At 41.4% G+C, this 19978-nt stretch carries 13 protein-coding genes and 1 tRNA gene; 13 read left to right on the top strand and 1 reads right to left on the bottom strand.

Annotated elements, in window-relative coordinates:
* Positions 1-32: 32 nt before the first annotated feature.
* The gene (locus I6F47_RS15105; RefSeq protein WP_197184130.1) at positions 33-4013 is read right to left on the bottom strand and encodes a hybrid sensor histidine kinase/response regulator transcription factor; all 3981 of its coding nucleotides are present in this window, start codon (positions 4011-4013) and stop codon (positions 33-35) included.
* Between the two features lie 164 nt (positions 4014-4177).
* Here I6F47_RS15105 and I6F47_RS15100 point away from each other — a divergent pair.
* The 13 genes from I6F47_RS15100 to I6F47_RS15040 form a co-directional block, all read left to right on the top strand.
* Positions 4178-4254, top strand: a tRNA-Trp gene (locus I6F47_RS15100).
* Positions 4255-4386: 132 nt separating this feature from the next.
* Positions 4387-4764 carry a preprotein translocase subunit SecE gene (gene secE, locus I6F47_RS15095; protein ID WP_002958877.1) on the top strand — a complete coding sequence of 126 codons (378 nt, stop codon included), beginning with the start codon at positions 4387-4389 and terminating at the stop codon, positions 4762-4764.
* Between the two features lie 4 nt (positions 4765-4768).
* Positions 4769-5332 carry a transcription termination/antitermination protein NusG gene (gene nusG / locus I6F47_RS15090; protein WP_007580122.1) on the top strand — a complete coding sequence of 188 codons (564 nt, stop codon included), beginning with the start codon at positions 4769-4771 and terminating at the stop codon, positions 5330-5332.
* A gap of 213 nt (positions 5333-5545) precedes the next feature.
* Entirely contained in the window at positions 5546-5974 is a 429-nt protein-coding gene (gene rplK, locus I6F47_RS15085) for a 50S ribosomal protein L11 (RefSeq protein ID WP_002958879.1), read from the top strand.
* Between the two features lie 3 nt (positions 5975-5977).
* On the top strand, positions 5978-6682 hold the full coding sequence (gene rplA / locus I6F47_RS15080) for a 50S ribosomal protein L1 (RefSeq protein WP_007580124.1): 705 nt from the start codon (positions 5978-5980) through the stop codon (positions 6680-6682).
* 322 nt (positions 6683-7004) lie between these two features.
* Complete coding sequence (gene rplJ / locus I6F47_RS15075) at positions 7005-7499, top strand: 50S ribosomal protein L10 (RefSeq protein ID WP_002958881.1); 495 nt, start codon at positions 7005-7007, stop codon at positions 7497-7499.
* A 77-nt stretch (positions 7500-7576) separates the two neighbouring features.
* Entirely contained in the window at positions 7577-7939 is a 363-nt protein-coding gene (rplL, locus tag I6F47_RS15070; RefSeq protein ID WP_002958882.1) for a 50S ribosomal protein L7/L12, read from the top strand.
* A gap of 271 nt (positions 7940-8210) precedes the next feature.
* On the top strand, positions 8211-12236 hold the full coding sequence (gene rpoB, locus I6F47_RS15065; protein ID WP_007580127.1) for a DNA-directed RNA polymerase subunit beta: 4026 nt from the start codon (positions 8211-8213) through the stop codon (positions 12234-12236).
* A gap of 104 nt (positions 12237-12340) precedes the next feature.
* Positions 12341-16516: a DNA-directed RNA polymerase subunit beta' gene (gene rpoC, locus I6F47_RS15060; protein ID WP_007580130.1), complete on the top strand. Its 4176-nt coding sequence runs from the start codon at positions 12341-12343 to the stop codon at positions 16514-16516.
* Positions 16517-16710: 194 nt separating this feature from the next.
* Entirely contained in the window at positions 16711-17085 is a 375-nt protein-coding gene (gene rpsL, locus I6F47_RS15055) for a 30S ribosomal protein S12 (RefSeq protein WP_002958885.1), read from the top strand.
* Positions 17086-17182: 97 nt separating this feature from the next.
* The gene (rpsG, locus tag I6F47_RS15050; protein ID WP_010555004.1) at positions 17183-17653 is read left to right on the top strand and encodes a 30S ribosomal protein S7; all 471 of its coding nucleotides are present in this window, start codon (positions 17183-17185) and stop codon (positions 17651-17653) included.
* 27 nt (positions 17654-17680) lie between these two features.
* Positions 17681-19795 carry an elongation factor G gene (gene fusA / locus I6F47_RS15045; protein ID WP_007580132.1) on the top strand — a complete coding sequence of 705 codons (2115 nt, stop codon included), beginning with the start codon at positions 17681-17683 and terminating at the stop codon, positions 19793-19795.
* Positions 19796-19857: 62 nt separating this feature from the next.
* Positions 19858-19978, top strand: a 121-nt coding sequence (locus I6F47_RS15040; RefSeq protein WP_021031985.1) for a GTP-binding protein, incomplete at its 3' end; no start/stop codon positions are given.

Below are 19978 nucleotides of genomic sequence, written 5' to 3'. Positions count from 1 at the left end.
TGCGAAATGTTTAGTCACACAGGCGAAATTTATCAGGATTGTTCGCGAAACTGTTTTGGGGACATATTATATTTTGCTTTAAAGCACCGGGCAAAGTAGCTTTGTGAATTAAAGCCAACTTGCTGTGCTACTAGGCCAATTGCAAGCTCACTATTTTTTAAAAGCTCTTGTGCAAATTCTAAACGAATATTTCGAATGTAATCGCTTGGTGTTAGGTTGTACAAGGCTTTCATTTTTAATTGTAAAGCGCGAGGGCTAAGGTAGAGCGCTGCTGCAAATTCTTCTACGCTAAATGCTTCGTCTTGGTAATGCTCTTTTACTGTCGTTTTTACACGCTCGGTAAATACATAATCTTTACTTTGCGCCATTTGTGGGTCGAGCTGGGTTGTTTGTGATAAAGCAGGTAGTTGTTGTTTTAAATGTTGATTAAGTACTTCTCTAATCGTTAATAACCCTTGAACACGGCTGAGTAACAGCTGCGGCTCAAAAGGTTTACTCAAATAGTCATCAGCAAGTAAGTCTAGGCCCTTTAATTTACTGTGCGTATCTGCCTTTGCTGAAAGTAATAACACCGGAATATGGCTAATAGCCGTGTCGGTGCGCAGTGCTTTAATAAACTGATAGCCATCCATAACGGGCATCATTACATCACTTATTACCAAGTCAGGCATTTCGTTTTTACATAAAGCTAAACCTAGCTCTCCGTTAGCTGCACTTATACACGTGAAGCTACTAATAAATAGTGACGTTATTAAATCACGCATTTCATCGTTGTCTTCAATAATAAGAATCTTATTACTTTTTACTGCACATAGATTATTGTTTTTAGACACAGCAAGAGCTGTAAGGGCAGAGGTTTCGTCTATTTGAGTTGTTGGGAGTGAAACAGTAAAACAACTGCCTTTGTTTAATTCACTTTTAAGTTCAATAGTTCCTCCATATTGCTCAACTAGCTGCTTCACCAGCGCTAAGCCAATACCGCTACCGCTTTGATTACTCGTATCTATGCGTGTAAATCGTTGAAAAACGGTCTCAAGGTGCTCTTTATCTATACCAACACCAGTATCTGAGACTGTGATGATTAATTTTTGTTTTTGAGTTAATAGCTGAAGTAATACTTTGCCAGTGTTTGGAGTGTATTTTTGTGCGTTACTCAATAAGTTACTGATAATAGAAATTGTATGATTTAGCTCTAATTTAATGGGAATAGTTTTTTGTGTTAAATCTTCAAACTCGAACGTAATATTTTTTTGTTTAAATAAAGGGGTGAAATCTTCAATTAATTGTTCAACTACCGGCTTTATAGCATAGGGTGTGACGTGTTTCACTGCTGTGCTTGGGCGCTGACTGAGCTGTAAAAGTTGGTTTATTTGATCCAATAGCTTATAGCTATTACGTTGAATCATCGCTAGTTTTTGTTGGGTGTCTGAATCCTTATGGCTTTTTTGTAAACTCTCAAGTGGCGCTAATATTAAGCTCAATGGTGTTTTAAGTTCATGGCTAACATTATCTAATAGTTGGGTTTTTAAGTTGCTAAGTTCTTTCTCTTTTAAGTTTGCTTGCTCTGCAACGTTAGCTCTATACCTTGCTGTTATAATTAACCACATTATAAATAATACGATAATGATGTAAGTGACATAGGCAACATTGTTCTTCCACCAAGGTGGAGTAACTTTAAGCGCAACCATTGTTTTATCATCACTCCATTGACCGTATTGATCTTTAACTTTTACAATAAAGTGATAGCTTCCAGCGGGAAGTTGAGAATAACTAACTTGCCTCTGGTTTTTGTTTGCGTATAAAAACTGCTTATCTAACCCAGCTAACTTGTAAGCATATTGGTATTGAGAAGGGGGCTCTGCACTGTTTAAAGCAGAAAATTTAAAGCCGATAACACCATCTTCTTCTTTAAAAAAGAGTCTGTCTGTATAGCTTATAAGCTTAGCCGTTTGGGTCTTGTTTTTTATATATTGCTGCGTCGCGACTGACTGGTTATAAATAAGTAAGTCTGTAATAACGGGTTCTGGGGGTTGAGTTGCTAGGGTTAGTTTTAACGGATCAAATTGATTAAAACCGTTAATACCACCAAAAAATAGCTCGCCGTCATCTGCTTGAAAAGCGGCACCTAAAATAAAAGAATGATGCTGTATACCGTTTGCGGGTAAAAAATGCTGCATTTGTTGGGTTTGAGGAGCGTAACGGGTTAGGCCTTGGTTGCTGCTTAGCCACAAGTAACCGCTGCTATCTTGTTTAATTGCAAAAATATTATCGTTAAGTAAGCCATCAAACTCTGTAATGTTTATTACTTTGTTTGTTTGGATATTTAACTTATTGAGCCCGCCAAAAGTACCTACCCATAAAGTGTTTTTATCTTGTAAATGCAAGGATGTAACCATGTCATGCGTTAAACTATTAGGCTTTTTAAGATCGCTTTGGTAATGGGTGAACGTTTCATCATGTAAAGAAAGTTTATTTAACCCTGCGCGGGTTCCTGCCCATATAGCGTTATTGTCGCTGTCATAAGTAATACTAAAAACAGTATTATTTGAGATACTATTTTTATCTGCGGTGTATTTAAAATTTGTAACCTGTAATGTATCGGGATTAAATCGCGTTAAGCCTTCGTTACTGCCCAGCCATAAATTACCACTTAGATCACCTTCGATTGCATAAATACGGTTACTACTGAGTTGATGGCTTTGCACAGTAAAAGCCGAAAAGTTATCATTAATTGGGTTGTAAAGCAGTAAACCACCTCCGTATGTGCCTATCCATACGCGTTTATTGGCATCTTCATAAAGACTAAATATATTGTTATTAGTTAAGCCTATATCTTGATTTTTATCTGTTTTATAGCGTTTAAATCCTGTGTCAGTTTGTTTGTTAAGTCCGTCGCGCGTACCCACCCAAAGTAAGTTGTTACTGTCTTTGAGTATTGCTCTTACAAAGTCATTCGAGATAGAAGCTGGGTTATTGCTTTGATGTTTTTGATGACCAAACTGAGCCTGCCTTTTATCATAGCGATGTAATCCATAGCCGTCTGTACCAATCCAAATAATGCCTTGAGGGTCTTGGTAAAGTGACAATAGGTGATCGTTAGCTAAGCCATGTTTTAAATTTGGAGAGTGAGTAAGTTGACGAAACTCGCTACTTAATAAATTATCTGTAGCTTGGTAATAAAGACCATGACCATAAGTGCTTACCCATAATTTTTTTTCATCATCAAAAAGTATATCTGTGACCCAAACATTTTTGAGTTGCTCAAAGTTATGAAATGCGAGTGTGTTTGAGTCAAAAACACTTAGACCAGTCTTACCTCCTATAATAAATTTGCCGTTTGTTGCTTTTTTTAATTGCCAGAGCTGTTCAGGGCTATTAGGTATATGTTCGAACCGATGTGTTTGTGTATCGAACTTAATTAGCCCGATACTACTTGCTAACCAAAGGTTTTTTTGATCATCAAAAAGCACATCCTTAAAAACAACATTTAAGTGATTCGTGCCCTGATAAGAAAATAATTCGGTAGTACCTGTGTATGTATCTAAACGAGTAAGTTGCCCTTTATCGTGACCAATCCAAATGATTTGTGGCGAATTAGAAGAAATTGATGAAATACGTTCGTTTGTAATAGGGGGAGCTGAGTACTGGTTAAAAACACTAAAACTTCCTGTTTCAGTATTTAATAAGTTAAGCCCATTACTTGTTGTAGCAAACCAAATGTGGCCGTTTCCTAAATTCAGGCAGTCCGTAATCCAATTTCCCGAAATACTAGGTTGTGAAGGATTGAATTTATAGTGCTTAAATTCATACCCATCAAATCGGTTTAAGCCACCTTGGGTGGCAAACCAATGAAACCCTTTTTCATCAGTGGTACTGCAGGTAATTGAATTTTGTGATAAACCTTGTTCATTTGTATATGTATCTAAGTACAATGGCAGGGCATAAGAACTAATATGAAATAATAATAAAAAGCTAATAATTTTATATCTTATGATTGTTTTTATTGCTTTCACAGACTTCCCATCTAATTGTGAGTCCCTATAATTTGGACAATCATAAACTGCTTTTTAATCAATGTTAAGATTGATTTTTTAATGCAATGCCGAGATTTTCCAATGTGGGTATCTTTTAGGCTTGTGTTAATGGACTGCGTAAGTATAATAGGCATCCACTTTGCAGGGGCGTAGTTCCAATTGGTAGAACAGCGGTCTCCAAAACCGATGGTTGGGAGTTCGAATCTCTCCGCCCCTGCCAGTTTTACTTGTGGTTTGAGTAGTCTGAGATTAAAAACCGGTTTAAATTAAGTCTGTTTTTAAGTTTAGATTTTAATGGATTAACCTTACCGTAGTGTAGGGTTGTTGTGTCTGTAGTTAAGGTAATAATATTATGAGCACGAATGTAGAAACACCATCAAGTGCGATGGAGTCAGTAAAGTGGTTAGTAGCAATCGCGCTACTTGCAGGCGCAGTTGTTGGTAATCACATGTATGCAGATCAATCTGTACTACTACGTGCTATCGGCGTTGTTGTTGCAATAGCGGCCGGATTAGCAATTGCCTCGCAAACATTTAAGGGACGTAACTTTCTTGCTTTCGCTAAAGAAGCTCGAATTGAAGTACGCAAAGTTATTTGGCCAACGCGCCAAGAAACTACCCACACGACATTAATTGTAATGGTTGCAACAGTGATTATGGCACTTATCCTTTGGGGATTAGATGGCATTTTATTCCGCGCTGTAGGCTTTTTAACTGGATTGGAGATCTGATCCCATGTCGGATGAGAACGAGAACAAAGAAATTAAGTTACGTTGGTATGTAGTACAAGCCTTTTCTGGTTACGAAAAGCGTGTAGCTCAAACGTTAACTGAACACATTAAAATCGAAGGTCTTGAATCGAGCTTTGGTGAGATACTAGTACCAACTGAAGAAGTTGTTGAGATGCGCGCTGGCCAAAAGCGTAAATCTGAGCGTAAATTCTTTCCAGGTTATGTATTAGTACAAATGGATATGAATGACGCAAGCTGGCACTTAGTGAACAGCACTGAACGTGTAATGGGCTTTATTGGTGGAACGTCTGATCGTCCTGCTCCAATAACTCCTAAAGAAGCAGAACGCATTCTTAATCGCCTTCAAGAAAATGCTGAAGCACCTAAACCTGCTACATTATTTGAACCAGGTGAAGTTGTTCGCGTTACAGACGGACCATTTGCAGATTTCAGTGGTGTAGTTGAAGAAGTTGACTACGAAAAGAGCCGCGTAAAAGTATCTGTACTTATTTTTGGTCGTTCTACGCCAGTTGAGCTTGAATTCGGTCAAGTTGAGCAAGATAAGTAATTGATTAAAAAAGCTTCGCTAATTTTTATTTAAATTTTGGCATGAAGCTTGAAAAAGGCCGCTGATTAACTTATAATCAGCGGCCTTTTTGTATTAAGGTAAAATTTATTTTTACTGTGCAAAAAGTACGAAACCAATTTTTAAACTGGGAAGCCGTTAGAGTACGCGTCCTCGCGCGCACAAGGCTGAGACCCACCAAATGAGGTATTTATAATGGCTAAAAAAGTTGAAGCTCTAATCAAGCTACAAGTTGCCGCTGGTATGGCTAATCCTAGTCCTCCAGTAGGTCCTGCACTAGGTCAACACGGTGTAAACATCATGGAATTCTGTAAAGCGTTTAACGCACGTACAGAGTCTATCGAAAAAGGCGCTCCAGTTCCTGTAGTGATCTCTGTTTACGGTGACCGTTCATTTACGTTCGACATGAAAACGCCACCTGCTGCTTACTTACTTAAGAAAGCTGCTGGTATCAAGTCAGGCTCAGGCCGTCCTAACACTGATAAAGTAGGCACAGTAACTCGTGCTCAACTTGAAGAAATTGTTGAGACAAAACGAACTGACCTTACAGCTGCCGATATGGACGCAGCGGTTCGCACTATCGCAGGTTCTGCGCGTGCGATGGGCTTGAACGTAGAGGACTAAGAAATGGCTAAATTAACTAAACGTATGCGTACTATCCGCGAAAAAGTGGAAGTAACAAAAGATTACGAAATCAATGAAGCAGTTGCTCTTTTAAAAGAGTTAGCGACAGCTAAATTCGTAGAAAGTGTTGACGTTGCCGTTAACCTTGGTATCGATGCTCGTAAATCTGATCAAAACGTTCGTGGTGCTACTGTACTACCTAACGGTACTGGTCGTGACGTTCGTGTTGCTGTATTCACACAAGGCGCTAATGCAGAAGCTGCAAAAGAAGCCGGTGCTGAATTAGTAGGCATGGAAGATCTTGCTGAACTAGTTAAAAAAGGCGAGATGAACTTTGACGTTGTTGTTGCATCACCAGACGCTATGCGTGTTGTTGGTCAACTAGGTCAAATCTTAGGCCCACGTGGTCTAATGCCAAACCCTAAAACTGGTACTGTAACGCCTAACGTTGCAGAAGCAGTTAAAAATGCTAAAGCAGGTCAAGTACGTTACCGTAATGACAAAAATGGCATCATCCATACTACTATTGGTAAGGTTGATTTCACTGCAGAGCAATTACAACAAAACCTTGAGTCTCTAATTGTTGCGCTTAAGAAGGCTAAACCTTCTCAAGCTAAAGGTGTTTACTTGAAGAAAGTAACTATCTCTACAACAATGGGCGCAGGCGTTTCTGTTGACCAAAACACTTTAAGCACAACTGTAGCTTAATCAGTGTTTACATGGCGTGAAATTTGTACTATAATTTTGCGCCATTTTGTTGATTAATTTATTAATTGGCAAAGTAAAGAATTCGGGTTGAAGTCCATAATTTCGTTAAGCCTTCAGGGTTAACGATAAATTGGGCTTCCGTCCAAGACCGTAGGTGGCTTCGGCCTTAATATTCACCTACGTAGACGGTGTAGACCCCAGATAGATTTTTCCTAATCCTTCTGGCTCTCGCCGTAAAAAGCATCTCTACCTTGTTTGGTAGGGAAGAGTAGAACAGGGGAATCCGATAATCGGTATCCCCATTAAACCAGGAGTAACACCCATGGCTTTAAATCTTCAAGGCAAAAAAGCAATAGTTGCTGAAGTCAACGAAGCAGCCAATGGTGCTCTATCTGCAGTTGTTGCAGATTCTCGTGGTGTAACAGTTGGCGCAATCACTGCCCTTCGTAAAGAAGCTCGTGCAAATGGTGTTTGGATGAAAGTTGTCCGTAACACTTTAGCAAAACGTGCTCTTGAAGGAACAGATTTTGAGTGTCTTTCTGATTCATTTGTTGGTCCAAGCTTAATCGCTTTCTCATCAGAGCACCCAGGTGCTGCTGCGCGTATCTTTTCAGATTTCGCGAAAAAGAATGAGAAATTCGAGCTTAAAACGGCCGCTTTTGAAGGAAATGTTGTTGATGCAGCAATGCTTGCTACATTACCTACATACGACGAAGCTGTTGCACGCTTAATGAGTGCTATGAAAGAAGCGTCTGCTGGCAAATTGTGTAAAACAATTGAAGCAGTACGTGTACAGAAAGAAGAGCAAGCTGCTTAGTTTTAAGCTGTTTAATCTCACTTTCGGTGTAAAAATTTATTTGGACGTAATGTCCGTTAATTATTAGGAAATTTGTAATGTCTGTATCTAAAGACCAAATCCTTGACGCAATTGCTGAAATGTCAGTAATGGACGTTGTTGCTCTTATCGAAGCAATGGAAGAAAAATTCGGCGTAACTGCTGCAGCTGCAATGGTAGCTGGTCCAGCTGCTGAAGCTGCTGAAGAGAAAACAGAATTTGACGTAATCCTTACTGGCGCTGGCGCTAACAAGGTTTCTGCAATCAAAGCTGTTCGTAGCGCAACTGGCCTTGGCCTTAAAGAAGCGAAAGCTCTTGTTGAAGCTGCTCCTACACCTGTTAAAGAAGGTGTATCTAAAGAAGAAGCTGAAGCACTTGCAAAAGATCTTACTGAAGCTGGTGCTGAAGTTGAGGTTAAGTAATTTAGCTTTTGCTAAGTTCGCTGCCTGAGAAATCAGGCAAGGGCTGGTGATTATTTAATCACCGGCCTTTTTGCGCTATAGAGTGATGCACTCTTTTAGCTCAAATAAAATCTGATTTTTTCTTTACTTTCAACGCTTTATAGTTTGCTAGTGTTAAAGTGGGATCTAATTAGAACAACAGTTAAATGTTGTAAAATCTTGGCATAGCTGCCAGTTAAGTCTGTTCTTACAAGAACAGGTCGGGTCAAAGATCAGCAAGCTGAGGAACCCCATGGCTTACTCTTATTCTGAAAAGAAACGTATCCGTAAGGATTTTGGTAAACGTCCACAAGTTTTGGATATACCTTTTTTACTGTCTACACAGTTAGAATCGTTTAAAAAATTCTTAGTGCCGGACGCTGATGGCGATCATGGTTTGGAAGCTGCCTTCCGTTCTGTGTTCCCTATTAAAAGCTACTCGGGAAATTCTGAGCTTCAATACGTAAGTTACCGTATTGGTGAGCCAGTTTTCGATGTAAAAGAATGTCAAATTCGCGGTGTGACTTATTCTGCTCCACTTCGCGTGAAACTGCGTCTTGTTGTTATGGACAAAGAAGCACCAGGCACAGTTAAAGACATTAAAGAGCAAGAAGTTTACATGGGCGAAATTCCGCTCATGACAGATACCGGTACTTTTGTAATCAATGGTACAGAGCGTGTTATCGTTTCTCAGCTACACCGTAGCCCTGGTGTATTCTTTGATAACGACCGCGGTAAAACCCATTCATCGGGTAAAGTATTATATAACGCACGCGTTATACCTTACCGTGGTTCATGGTTAGACTTCGAATTTGATGCAAAAGATAACTTATATGTACGTATTGACCGTCGTCGTAAATTACCGGCGTCTATCATCCTACGTGCACTAGAGTATTCTAGCGAACAAATCCTAGATATGTTCTTCGATAACACTACGTTTGAAGTAACGAATGGTAAAGTTCTTATGGAACTTGTACCTTCGCGTTTACGTGGTGAAACTGCCGCTTTTGATATCAAGAGCGAAGACGGTGAAGTATTTGTTGAAAGCGGTCGTCGTGTTACGGCTCGCCACATCAAGAGCATCGAAAAGAAAGGCATTAAGCAATTAGAAGTACCACATGAGTACATCATTGGCCGTATTGTAGCTAAAAACTATGTTGATGAGTCAACTGGTGAAGTTATTGCAAATGCAAATGACGAGCTAACTCTAGAGCTAATGGCTGAATTGGTTAAAGCCGGTTACACTAAAATTGATACGTTATATATCAATGAAGTGGACAGCGGTGCTTACATGTCAAATACATTAAACATTGACTCTGCAAGCAGCCGTTTAGAAGCACTAGTAGAAATTTACCGCATGATGCGCCCAGGCGAGCCACCGACGAAAGACGCGGCTGAAGCCTTATTCCAGAACTTGTTCTTCTCTGAAGAACGTTATGACTTATCTACTGTAGGTCGTATGAAGTTCAATAGCCGTGTTGGTTACGATACAGACACAGGCCCTGGCACATTAAGCAAAGAAGACATCGTGTCTGTTATGAAAGTATTAATTGCTATTCGTAACGGTCAAGGCGATGTTGATGATATCGATCACTTAGGCAACCGTCGTATACGTAGTGTTGGCGAAATGGCTGAGAACCAATTCCGTGTTGGTCTAGTACGTGTTGAACGTGCTGTACGTGAGCGTTTAAGCTTAGGTGACCTTGACGCGATAATGCCACAAGATCTTATTAACGCTAAGCCTATTTCGGCAGCTGTTAAAGAGTTCTTCGGCTCGTCTCAGTTATCACAGTTTATGGACCAAAATAACCCACTATCAGAAGTTACGCATAAACGTCGTATCTCTGCATTAGGTCCGGGCGGTCTAACTCGTGAACGCGCAGGCTTTGAAGTACGTGACGTTCACGTAACTCACTATGGTCGCGTATGTCCAATCGAGACTCCTGAGGGTCCAAATATCGGTCTAATTAACTCGTTGTCTACGTACGCACGTACAAATGACTACGGTTTCTTAGAAACACCTTACCGCAAAGTGGTAGACGGTGTTGTAACTGATGAAGTTGATTATTTATCAGCCATTGAAGAAGGTCAGTTTGTTATCGCACAGGCGAACTCAAACTTAACTGAAACCAATGAGTTTGTTGATGAACTTATCCCATGTCGTCACAAAGGTGAATCTACCTTTATGGGTCGCATGGACCAGCAGTATATGGATGTATCACCACAACAGGTGATCTCTGTAGCGGCAGCACTTATCCCGTTCCTAGAACACGATGATGCTAACCGTGCATTGATGGGTTCAAACATGCAACGTCAAGCAGTACCAACATTGAAAGCGGATAAGCCGTTAGTAGGTACTGGTATTGAGTTAACACTAGCGAAAGATTCTGGTGTAACTATCGTTGCTAAACGTGGTGGTGAAGTAATGTATGCTGACGCAAGTCGCATCGTTGTAAATGTACATGAAGAAGAACGCATTCCTGGTGAAGCGGGCATCGACATCTACAACTTAACCAAATACACACGTTCAAACCAAAATACATGTATTAACCAAAAACCAACTTGTATGGTTGGCGAACCGGTTACTCGTGGTGACGTGTTAGCAGATGGTCCTTCGACTGACTTAGGTGACTTAGCCCTTGGTCAAAACCTTCGCGTGGCATTCATGCCATGGAACGGTTATAACTTCGAAGATTCAATCTTGTTATCAGAGCGCGTAGTTGAAGAAGATCGTCTAACGACTATCCATATTCAAGAACTACAGTGTGTTGCCCGTGATACTAAATTAGGTCCAGAAGAGATCACTGCAGATATCCCGAATGTGGGTGAGTCTGCGCTAGGCAAGCTTGATGAATCAGGCGTTGTATATATTGGTGCTGAAGTTAAAGGCGGCGATATCCTAGTAGGTAAAGTGACTCCTAAAGGCGAGACACAGCTTACACCTGAAGAGAAGCTACTGCGTGCTATCTTCGGCGAAAAAGCGTCTGACGTTAAAGACAGCTCTTTACGTGTACCAAATTCTGTAACTGGTACTGTAATTGACGTGCAAGTTTTCACCCGTGATGGTGTTGAAAAAGATAAACGCGCGTTAGAAGTTGAAGACATGCAGCTTCGCGAAGCGAAGAAAGACTTCAACGAAGAGTTCCGTATTTTAGAAGCAGGCGTTTTAGACCGTGCACGTAAGCTACTTATAGCTGCTGGTTTTGATGAAGATAAACTTGCATCTCTAAATGCTGAAAAAGTACTTACGCAAAGCCTTGCTGAAGAAGACAAGCAAGCTGAGCTTGAGCAACTAGCTGCACAGTACGATGAACTTAAAGCTGAATACGATAAGAAGTTTGAAAACAAACGTCGTAAAATTACCCAAGGTGATGACTTAGCACCAGGCGTACTTAAGATTGTTAAAGTATACCTAGCTGTTAAACGTCGTATCCAACCGGGTGATAAAATGGCGGGTCGTCATGGTAACAAAGGTGTTATCTCGACTATCGTACCAGTAGAAGATATGCCTTACGATGACAAAGGTCGTACGGTAGATATCGTATTGAATCCACTAGGTGTACCATCACGTATGAACATCGGTCAGATCCTTGAAACACATATGGGTCTTGCTGCACGTGGTATCGGTGAACGTATTGAAGAGATGATGAAAGAGCAACGTGAGCTTCATGAGCTACGTGACTTCATCAAGCAAGCATACGAAATTGGCGAATCTCGCCAAGTTGTAGATATTGCTAGCTTCACTGATGACGAAATTCGTCGTCTAGCTGAAAACTTAAAAGGTGGTTTACCAATAGCTACTCCTGCATTTGATGGCGCGAAAGAAAGCGAAATCAAAGACATGCTTGAGCTTGCGGGCTATCCTCGTAGTGGTCAGGTTACACTTTATGATGGCCGTACTGGCGATCAGTTTGAACGTCAAGTAACTGTTGGTTACATGTACATGCTTAAACTTAACCACTTGGTTGACGATAAGATGCACGCACGTTCTACTGGTTCTTACAGCCTTGTTACTCAGCAGCCGCTGGGTGGTAAAGCACAGTTCGGTGGCCAGCGTTTTGGTGAGATGGAAGTATGGGCACTTGAAGCTTATGGTGCTGCTTACACTCTACAAGAAATGCTAACAGTGAAATCGGATGACGTGAACGGTCGTACTAAGATGTATAAAAACATCGTTGATGGTAACCATAAAATGGAACCAGGTATGCCAGAATCGTTCAACGTATTGTTGAAAGAAATCCGCTCACTGGGTATCAACATCGAGTTGGAAGAAAATTAAGCCAATTAGATGCTGCAGTTAACGCTGCAGCATCTGTTACGGCTGAATAGAATGTAGGGACGAGATTATCCGTCCTCAAGATTAACTCCGACAGGAGAGCTAAGGTGAAAGACTTACTTAAGTTTCTGAAGCAACAAAATAAGACCGAAGAATTCGATGCAATTCGCATTGGTCTTGCTTCACCAGACATGGTTCGTTCATGGTCATACGGTGAAGTAAAGAAACCTGAGACTATTAACTACCGTACTTTCAAGCCTGAGCGCGATGGCTTATTCTGTGCCCGTATTTTCGGCCCAGTGAAAGATTATGAGTGTTTATGTGGTAAATATAAACGCCTTAAACACCGTGGTGTGATCTGTGAAAAGTGTGGCGTTGAAGTAACACTCACTAAAGTGCGACGCGATCGTATGGGTCATATCGACCTTGCGAGCCCAGTTGCACATATATGGTTTTTAAAATCATTACCGTCACGTATTGGCTTAATGCTAGATATGACGCTTCGTGATATTGAACGTGTTCTTTACTTCGAATCATTCGTAGTAACTGAACCTGGTATGACAACGCTTGAGCGTGGTCAGTTATTAGGTGAAGAAGAATACTTAGATTCACTAGAAGAGCACGGTGATGAGTTTGAAGCTAAGATGGGTGCTGAAGCAGTTTTAGACTTGCTTCGTGAACTTGATCTTGCTCAATTAATTGCTGAGATGCGTGAAGAGTTACCAACAATTAACTCTGAAACTAAGCGTAAAAAAATCACTAAACGTCTTAAGTTAATGGAATCGTTCCACCAATCAGGTAATAACCCTGAGTGGATGATCATGACAGTACTTCCAGTATTGCCACCTGATCTACGCCCATTAGTACCATTAGACGGTGGTCGTTTTGCGACATCTGATCTAAATGACCTTTACCGTCGTGTTATTAACCGTAATAACCGTCTTAAGCGTCTACTAGATTTAGCAGCACCAGACATTATTGTACGTAACGAAAAACGTATGTTACAAGAAGCGGTAGATGCGCTACTTGATAACGGTCGTCGTGGTCGTGCAATTACAGGTTCTAACAAACGTCCTCTTAAATCTCTTGCTGATATGATCAAGGGTAAGCAAGGTCGTTTCCGTCAGAACTTACTTGGTAAGCGTGTAGATTATTCAGGCCGTTCTGTAATCACAGTTGGTCCTACACTTAAGCTTCACCAATGTGGTCTTCCTAAGAAGATGGCACTAGAGCTATTCAAACCATTCATCTATGGCAAATTAGAACGTCGCGGCATGGCTACGACAATCAAAGCTGCTAAGAAGATGGTTGAACGTGAAGTTCCGGAAGTATGGGATGTACTTGACGAAGTAATTCGTGAACACCCAGTATTACTTAACCGTGCACCAACACTTCACCGTTTGGGTATCCAAGCGTTTGAACCTGTGCTTATCGAAGGTAAAGCGATTCATTTGCATCCATTAGTATGTGCGGCTTACAACGCCGATTTCGATGGTGACCAAATGGCGGTACACGTACCGTTAACAATCGAAGCGCAGCTTGAAGCTCGTGCATTGATGATGTCAACAAACAACATTCTATCTCCTGCGAATGGTGAGCCAATCATCGTTCCTTCACAGGATGTTGTATTGGGTCTTTATTACATGACTCGTGACCGCATTAACGCTAAAGGCGAAGGCGCGATATTTAAAGATCCAAAAGAAGCAGAAAAAGCATACCGCAGTGGCAATGCAGACCTTCACGCAATTGTGAAAGTACGTATTAGCCAATCAGTTAAAAACGAAGACGGCGTAGTAGAAGATACTATTACTGTTATCGATACAACTGTTGGTCGTGCGATTCTATCTCTAATTTTACCTAAAGGCATGCCGTTTGCGTCAATCAACCAGCCGCTAGGTAAAAAGCAGATTTCTGGCTTATTGAATGAGTGTTACCGTCGTCTAGGTCTTAAAGATACAGTTATCTTTGCTGACCAAGTTATGTACACCGGTTTCCATTATGCAATGAAGTCAGGTGTTTCTATCGGTATTGATGACTTAGTTATCCCACCGGTTAAAGCACAGATAATTGAATCAGCTGAAGCTGAAGTTACTGAAATCAACCAACAATTCCAATCAGGTCTTGTAACGGCTGGTGAAAAGTACAACAAAGTTATCGATATCTGGTCACGTGTAAACGAAAACTTATCACGTGAGATGATGTCTAACTTGTCGAAAGATACAGTTATCAATGCACAAGGTGAAGAAGTAGAGCAACCGTCATTTAACTCAGTGTTTATGATGGCCGACTCAGGTGCTCGTGGTAGTGCTGCACAGATTCGTCAGTTGGCGGGTATGCGTGGTCTAATGGCACGTCCAGATGGTTCAATCATCGAGACTCCAATCACAGCTAACTTCCGTGAAGGTCTAAACGTACTTCAGTACTTCATCTCAACGCATGGTGCGCGTAAAGGTCTTGCCGATACAGCACTTAAAACAGCAAACTCGGGTTACCTAACGCGTCGTCTAGTAGACGTTGCACAAGATTTGGTAATCAATGAAGATGACTGTGGCACAGAAGATGGCTTAACAATGAAACCGCTTATTGAAGGTGGTGATGTTGTAGAAGCACTTCGTGAACGTGTTCTAGGTCGTGTTGTTGCTGAAGATATTGTGATTCCAGGTACTAATACAGTGCTTGTTGAACGTAATATCATGCTAGACGAAAAACTGTGTGATCTTTTAGAAGAGCATTCAGTAGATGAAGTTCGTGTACGTTCTGTTATCACTTGTGATAATGACTTCGGTGTTTGTGCTAACTGTTATGGTCGTGACCTAGCACGTGGTCATATCATCAACGCTGGTGAATCAGTGGGTGTTATCGCGGCACAGTCAATTGGTGAGCCGGGTACACAGTTAACAATGCGTACCTTCCACATCGGTGGTGCGGCATCTAGAGCGTCTGCAGAAAATAATGTACAAGTTAAAACTAACGGTACATTAAAACTTCATAACTCTAAGTACGTATTAAACACAGACGGTAAGATTGTTATTACCTCTCGTTCTACGGAAATTACTATCATTGATAGTCATGGTCGTGAGAAAGAGCGTTATAAAGTACCTTACGGTGCGGTATTAACAGTGCAAGACAATGCTGAAGTTCTAGGTAACGATATCGTTGCTACTTGGGACCCGCATAGTCACCCAATCGTTCTTGAGCATAAATCAAAAGTATCGTTCAGCGATATCGATGATTCAAATACTGAAGCACAGACTGATGAGCTAACTGGTTTAACCCGTGTAGTTGTAAAAGATCTTGCTAAAGTAAATACGAAAGAACCAAAGCTTATCATCGAAAGTGAAGAGCGCGGTCTGCAAGAAACACGTCTTCCTTCATTCACGACGATTGAAGTTATTGACGGCGTTACAGCAAACCCAGGTGACGTGTTAGCACGTATTCCGCAAGAAGGTTCGAAAACTCGTGATATCACGGGTGGTCTACCACGCGTAGCCGACTTATTTGAAGCTCGTAAGCCAAAAGAACCAGCTATATTAGCTGAAGTAACTGGTACAATTAGCTTCGGTAAAGAGACTAAAGGTAAGAAACGTTTAGTTATTACTCCAGCTGAAGGTGATCATTACGAAGAGATGATTCCTAAATGGCGTCAACTTAACGTGTTTGAAGGTGAGCAAGTGTCTAAAGGTGAAGTTATCGCCGATGGTCCTGAATCACCGCATGACATCTTGCGCCTACGTGGTGTGACTCATGTTGCTAACTATATCGTTAACGAAGTGCAAGAGGTTTACCGTTTGCAAGGCGTTAAGATCAATGACAAGCACATTGAAACAATTATCCGTCAAATGTTACGTAAATGTACCATTATGCACGGCGGTGATACTGACTTCTTAGCCGGTGAGCAAATCGAAGTGGCGCGCGTTAATATCGCAAACCGTGACCTTGAAAAACAAGGTAAGATACCAGCTAAGTTTGAAATCCAGTTAATGGGTATCACAAAAGCATCACTAGCAACAGAATCTTTCATCTCTGCAGCGTCTTTCCAAGAGACAACACGTGTTCTTACAGATGCGGCAGTGAATGGTAAGAGCGATGAGCTTCGCGGTCTTAAAGAAAACGTAATTGTGGGTCGTTTGATCCCAGCCGGTACCGGTTTTGCGTATCATCAAGAACGTATGGCTCGCCGTAAACAAAGCAAAGTAGTAGTAGAAGAGCAAACAGTAAGTGCAGAAGAGGCAACTCAAGCACTTACAGACGCTCTAAATGCTGATTTGTCTGGAAATCAATAAACTGTTCTTAATCAATAGATTAAGTGATCGCAAGTCAGTTATATGCTGTCTTGCGGTTAGTTTAGGTTGACAGGTTAAACTTTGCTCATTAAAATTCCGCCACCCATTTACTTGTGTGCTTAATGCAGGCTCGTAAATAAAGGGCGGATTTTTTATTTTTTTCAGTAGTAATTTTAATTTCAGGAGCTATTTAAATGGCAACTATTAACCAGCTAGTGCGTAAGCCACGCCGTAGCAAGGTTACGAAAAGTAACTCAGCTGCACTAAAAGCGTGTCCGCAAAAGCGCGGTGTATGTACTCGCGTATATACAACTACACCTAAGAAACCAAACTCGGCGTTACGTAAAGTAGCACGTGTACGTTTAACTAACGGTTTCGAAGTAACTTCATACATTGGCGGTGAAGGTCATAACCTTCAAGAGCATAGTGTAATCCTAATCCGTGGTGGTCGTGTTAAAGATTTACCAGGTGTGCGTTTTCACACTGTTCGTGGTGCACTTGACTGTGCAGGCGTTAGCGATCGTCGTCAAGCTCGTTCTAAATACGGTGCAAAACGCCCTAAAGGCTAATTGTTTTCCGTTAGTAAGGCCAAGCACTAAATATTTATAATTATTGTTTTGGGTGATTGACTCGAAAGAGCAAACCTGAATAAACCGGAGATACAAAATGCCTAGAAGACGCGTAATCGGTCAACGTAAAATTCTTCCAGATCCTAAGTTCGGATCGGAACTTCTTGCTAAATTCGTTAACATCGTGATGTTAGACGGCAAGAAATCTACTGCTGAAAAAATTGTTTATGGTGCGCTAGACGTGGCTGCTGAGAAATCAGGCAAGTCGCACCTAGAAATCTTTGAAACTGCACTTGATAACATCCGCCCACAGGTAGAAGTTAAATCTCGCCGTGTTGGTGGTTCAACTTATCAAGTACCAGTTGAAGTACGTCCAGTTCGTCGTAACGCATTAGGTATGCGTTGGTTAGTAGACGCTGCACGTAAGCGTGGCGAAAAATCTATGGGCTTACGTTTAGCTCAAGAAATCGTTGACGCTTCTGATAATAAAGGCACTGCGGTTAAGAAACGTGAAGACGTTCACCGTATGGCTGAAGCGAATAAAGCATTCGCTCATTACCGTTGGTAATCTGTCTTTAACCTTTAAGAGGATCATATGGCACGTACAACTCCACTTGAGCGCTATCGTAATATAGGTATTGTCGCTCACGTAGATGCAGGCAAAACCACCACAACAGAACGTGTTCTGTTCTACACGGGTCTTTCTCATAAGATCGGTGAAGTACATGATGGCGCTGCAACTATGGATTGGATGGAGCAGGAACAAGAGCGTGGTATCACAATCACTTCTGCTGCAACAACGTGTTTTTGGAAAGGGATGGATGCTCAATTTGACGCCCATCGTATCAATATTATTGATACTCCAGGACACGTAGATTTCACTATCGAAGTAGAGCGTTCTTTACGCGTATTAGATGGTGCGGTAGTTGTTCTTTGTGCTTCATCTGGTGTACAGCCGCAAACTGAGACAGTTTGGCGTCAAGCGAACAAATACGAAGTTCCGAGAATGATCTTCGTAAATAAAATGGATCGCACGGGCGCTGACTTCTTAGCTGTGGTTAGCCAGGTGAAATCTCGTCTTGGAGCAACGCCTGTTCCAATTCAGTTGCCTGTAGGCGCTGAGGACGACTTTAAAGGTGTTATTGACCTTATAAAAATGAAAGTGATTAACTGGAACGAAGCGGACCAGGGTATGACTTTCTCTTATGAGGCAATACCGGCAGAACTTCTGGAATTAGCTGAAGAATGGCGCTCTCACTTAGTTGAAAGCGCTGCTGAAGCAACAGAAGAACTAATGGATAAATACTTAGAAGGTGAAGAGTTAAGTGAAGCAGAAATTAAAAATGCTTTACGCCAACGAACATTAGCTAATGAGATTGTTCCAGTTACTTGTGGTAGCGCATTTAAAAACAAAGGTGTTCAAGCTGTGCTTGATTGCGTTGTTGAATATATGCCCTCACCAGAGCAAGTGAAACAAATCCAAGGTATCTTAGAAAATGGTACTGAGGAAGAACGTCCAGCTAATGATAAGGCGCCGTTTGCTGCACTCGCTTTTAAGATTGCAACAGACCCGTTTGTTGGAACCTTGACCTTTTTCCGTGTTTACTCTGGTACTGTTAAACAGGGTGACACGGTATATAATCCAGTAAAAAGTAAGCGTGAGCGACTTGGCCGTATCGTACAGATGCATTCAAACTCTCGTGAAGAGATCAAAGAAGTTTTCGCAGGCGACATCGCGGCAGCTATTGGTCTTAAAGACGTAACAACAGGTGAAACACTGTGTGATCCGAATTCTATTATTACGCTTGAGCGTATGGAATTCCCTGAACCAGTAATCTCTATTGCGGTTGAGCCTCGCACTATAGCTGACCAAGATAAGATGGGTATCGCGCTGGGTAAACTAGCTGCTGAAGACCCTTCTTTTCGAGTACAAACTGACGAAGAATCAGGCCAGGTTATAATCTCTGGCATGGGTGAACTTCACCTAGATATCATCGTCGACCGTATGAAACGTGAATTCAGTGTTGAATGTAACGTTGGTAAGCCGCAGGTCTCATACCGAGAAGCTATTCGTTCAACTGTTAAGGTTGAAGGGAAGTTTATACGTCAGTCAGGTGGTCGTGGTCAATATGGTCACGTTTGGATTAAACTTGAACCGATGGATATTACGGATGATGAGTCACCAATTTACGAGTTCGTTAACGAAACCGTAGGTGGTTCTGTTCCTAAAGAGTTCGTCCCTGCGGTAGACAAAGGTATCCAAGAGCAAATGTCTCAAGGTGTACTGGCAGGCTACCCATTACTTGGCGTTAAAGCGACTTTATATGATGGTTCATTCCATGATGTAGATTCGAATGAAATGGCATTTAAAATAGCAGGTTCACTGGCAATGAGAGATGGGGCGCTTAAAGCTAACCCTGTACTACTAGAGCCAGTAATGAAGGTTGAAGTACTCACTCCTGATTCAAATATGGGTGATGTAGTTGGCGACTTAAACCGTCGCCGCGGCATAATCGAAGGCATGGAAGATGCATTAGGTGGACTTAAGCAAATTAATGCGCAGGTTCCTCTTTCTGAAATGTTTGGTTATGCAACTGCTTTACGATCTGCAACACAGGGCCGTGCCTCATACTCTATGGAGTTTGTGAAGTACGCTGAAGCCTCTAAAAACGTTGCAGATACAATAATTTCAGCTCGCGCTGTTATATAATTTTAGCTTGTCTGGCTCAATAGTGAGTCAGGCTTTAATTTCTTTATTAGGAATTTTTTAAGATGGCAAAAGAAAAGTTTGAACGCGTAAAACCGCACGTAAACGTTGGTACAATCGGCCACGTTGACCACGGTAAAACTACACTAACTGCAGCAATCACTAACGTACTTGCAAAAGTATACG

The sequence above is a fragment of the Pseudoalteromonas sp. NZS37 genome (assembly GCF_015864265.1).
GTDB lineage: Bacteria > Pseudomonadota > Gammaproteobacteria > Enterobacterales > Alteromonadaceae > Pseudoalteromonas > Pseudoalteromonas arctica.
Note: the sequence above shows the minus strand (reverse complement) of the source record. Positions and strands in the feature narration are given on the sequence as shown.

Excerpts from the sequence above, each read along its gene's own strand:
- secE (WP_002958877.1), top strand. The coding sequence starts at position 4,387 with ATGAGCACGAATGTAGAAACACCATCAAGTGCGATGGAGTCAGTAAAG.
- nusG (WP_007580122.1), top strand. The coding sequence starts at position 4,769 with ATGTCGGATGAGAACGAGAACAAAGAAATTAAGTTACGTTGGTATGTA.
- rplK (WP_002958879.1), top strand. The coding sequence starts at position 5,546 with ATGGCTAAAAAAGTTGAAGCTCTAATCAAGCTACAAGTTGCCGCTGGT.
- rplA (WP_007580124.1), top strand. The coding sequence starts at position 5,978 with ATGGCTAAATTAACTAAACGTATGCGTACTATCCGCGAAAAAGTGGAA.
- rplJ (WP_002958881.1), top strand. The coding sequence starts at position 7,005 with ATGGCTTTAAATCTTCAAGGCAAAAAAGCAATAGTTGCTGAAGTCAAC.
- rplL (WP_002958882.1), top strand. The coding sequence starts at position 7,577 with ATGTCTGTATCTAAAGACCAAATCCTTGACGCAATTGCTGAAATGTCA.
- rpoB (WP_007580127.1), top strand. The coding sequence starts at position 8,211 with ATGGCTTACTCTTATTCTGAAAAGAAACGTATCCGTAAGGATTTTGGT.
- rpsL (WP_002958885.1), top strand. The coding sequence starts at position 16,711 with ATGGCAACTATTAACCAGCTAGTGCGTAAGCCACGCCGTAGCAAGGTT.
- rpsG (WP_010555004.1), top strand. The coding sequence starts at position 17,183 with ATGCCTAGAAGACGCGTAATCGGTCAACGTAAAATTCTTCCAGATCCT.
- fusA (WP_007580132.1), top strand. The coding sequence starts at position 17,681 with ATGGCACGTACAACTCCACTTGAGCGCTATCGTAATATAGGTATTGTC.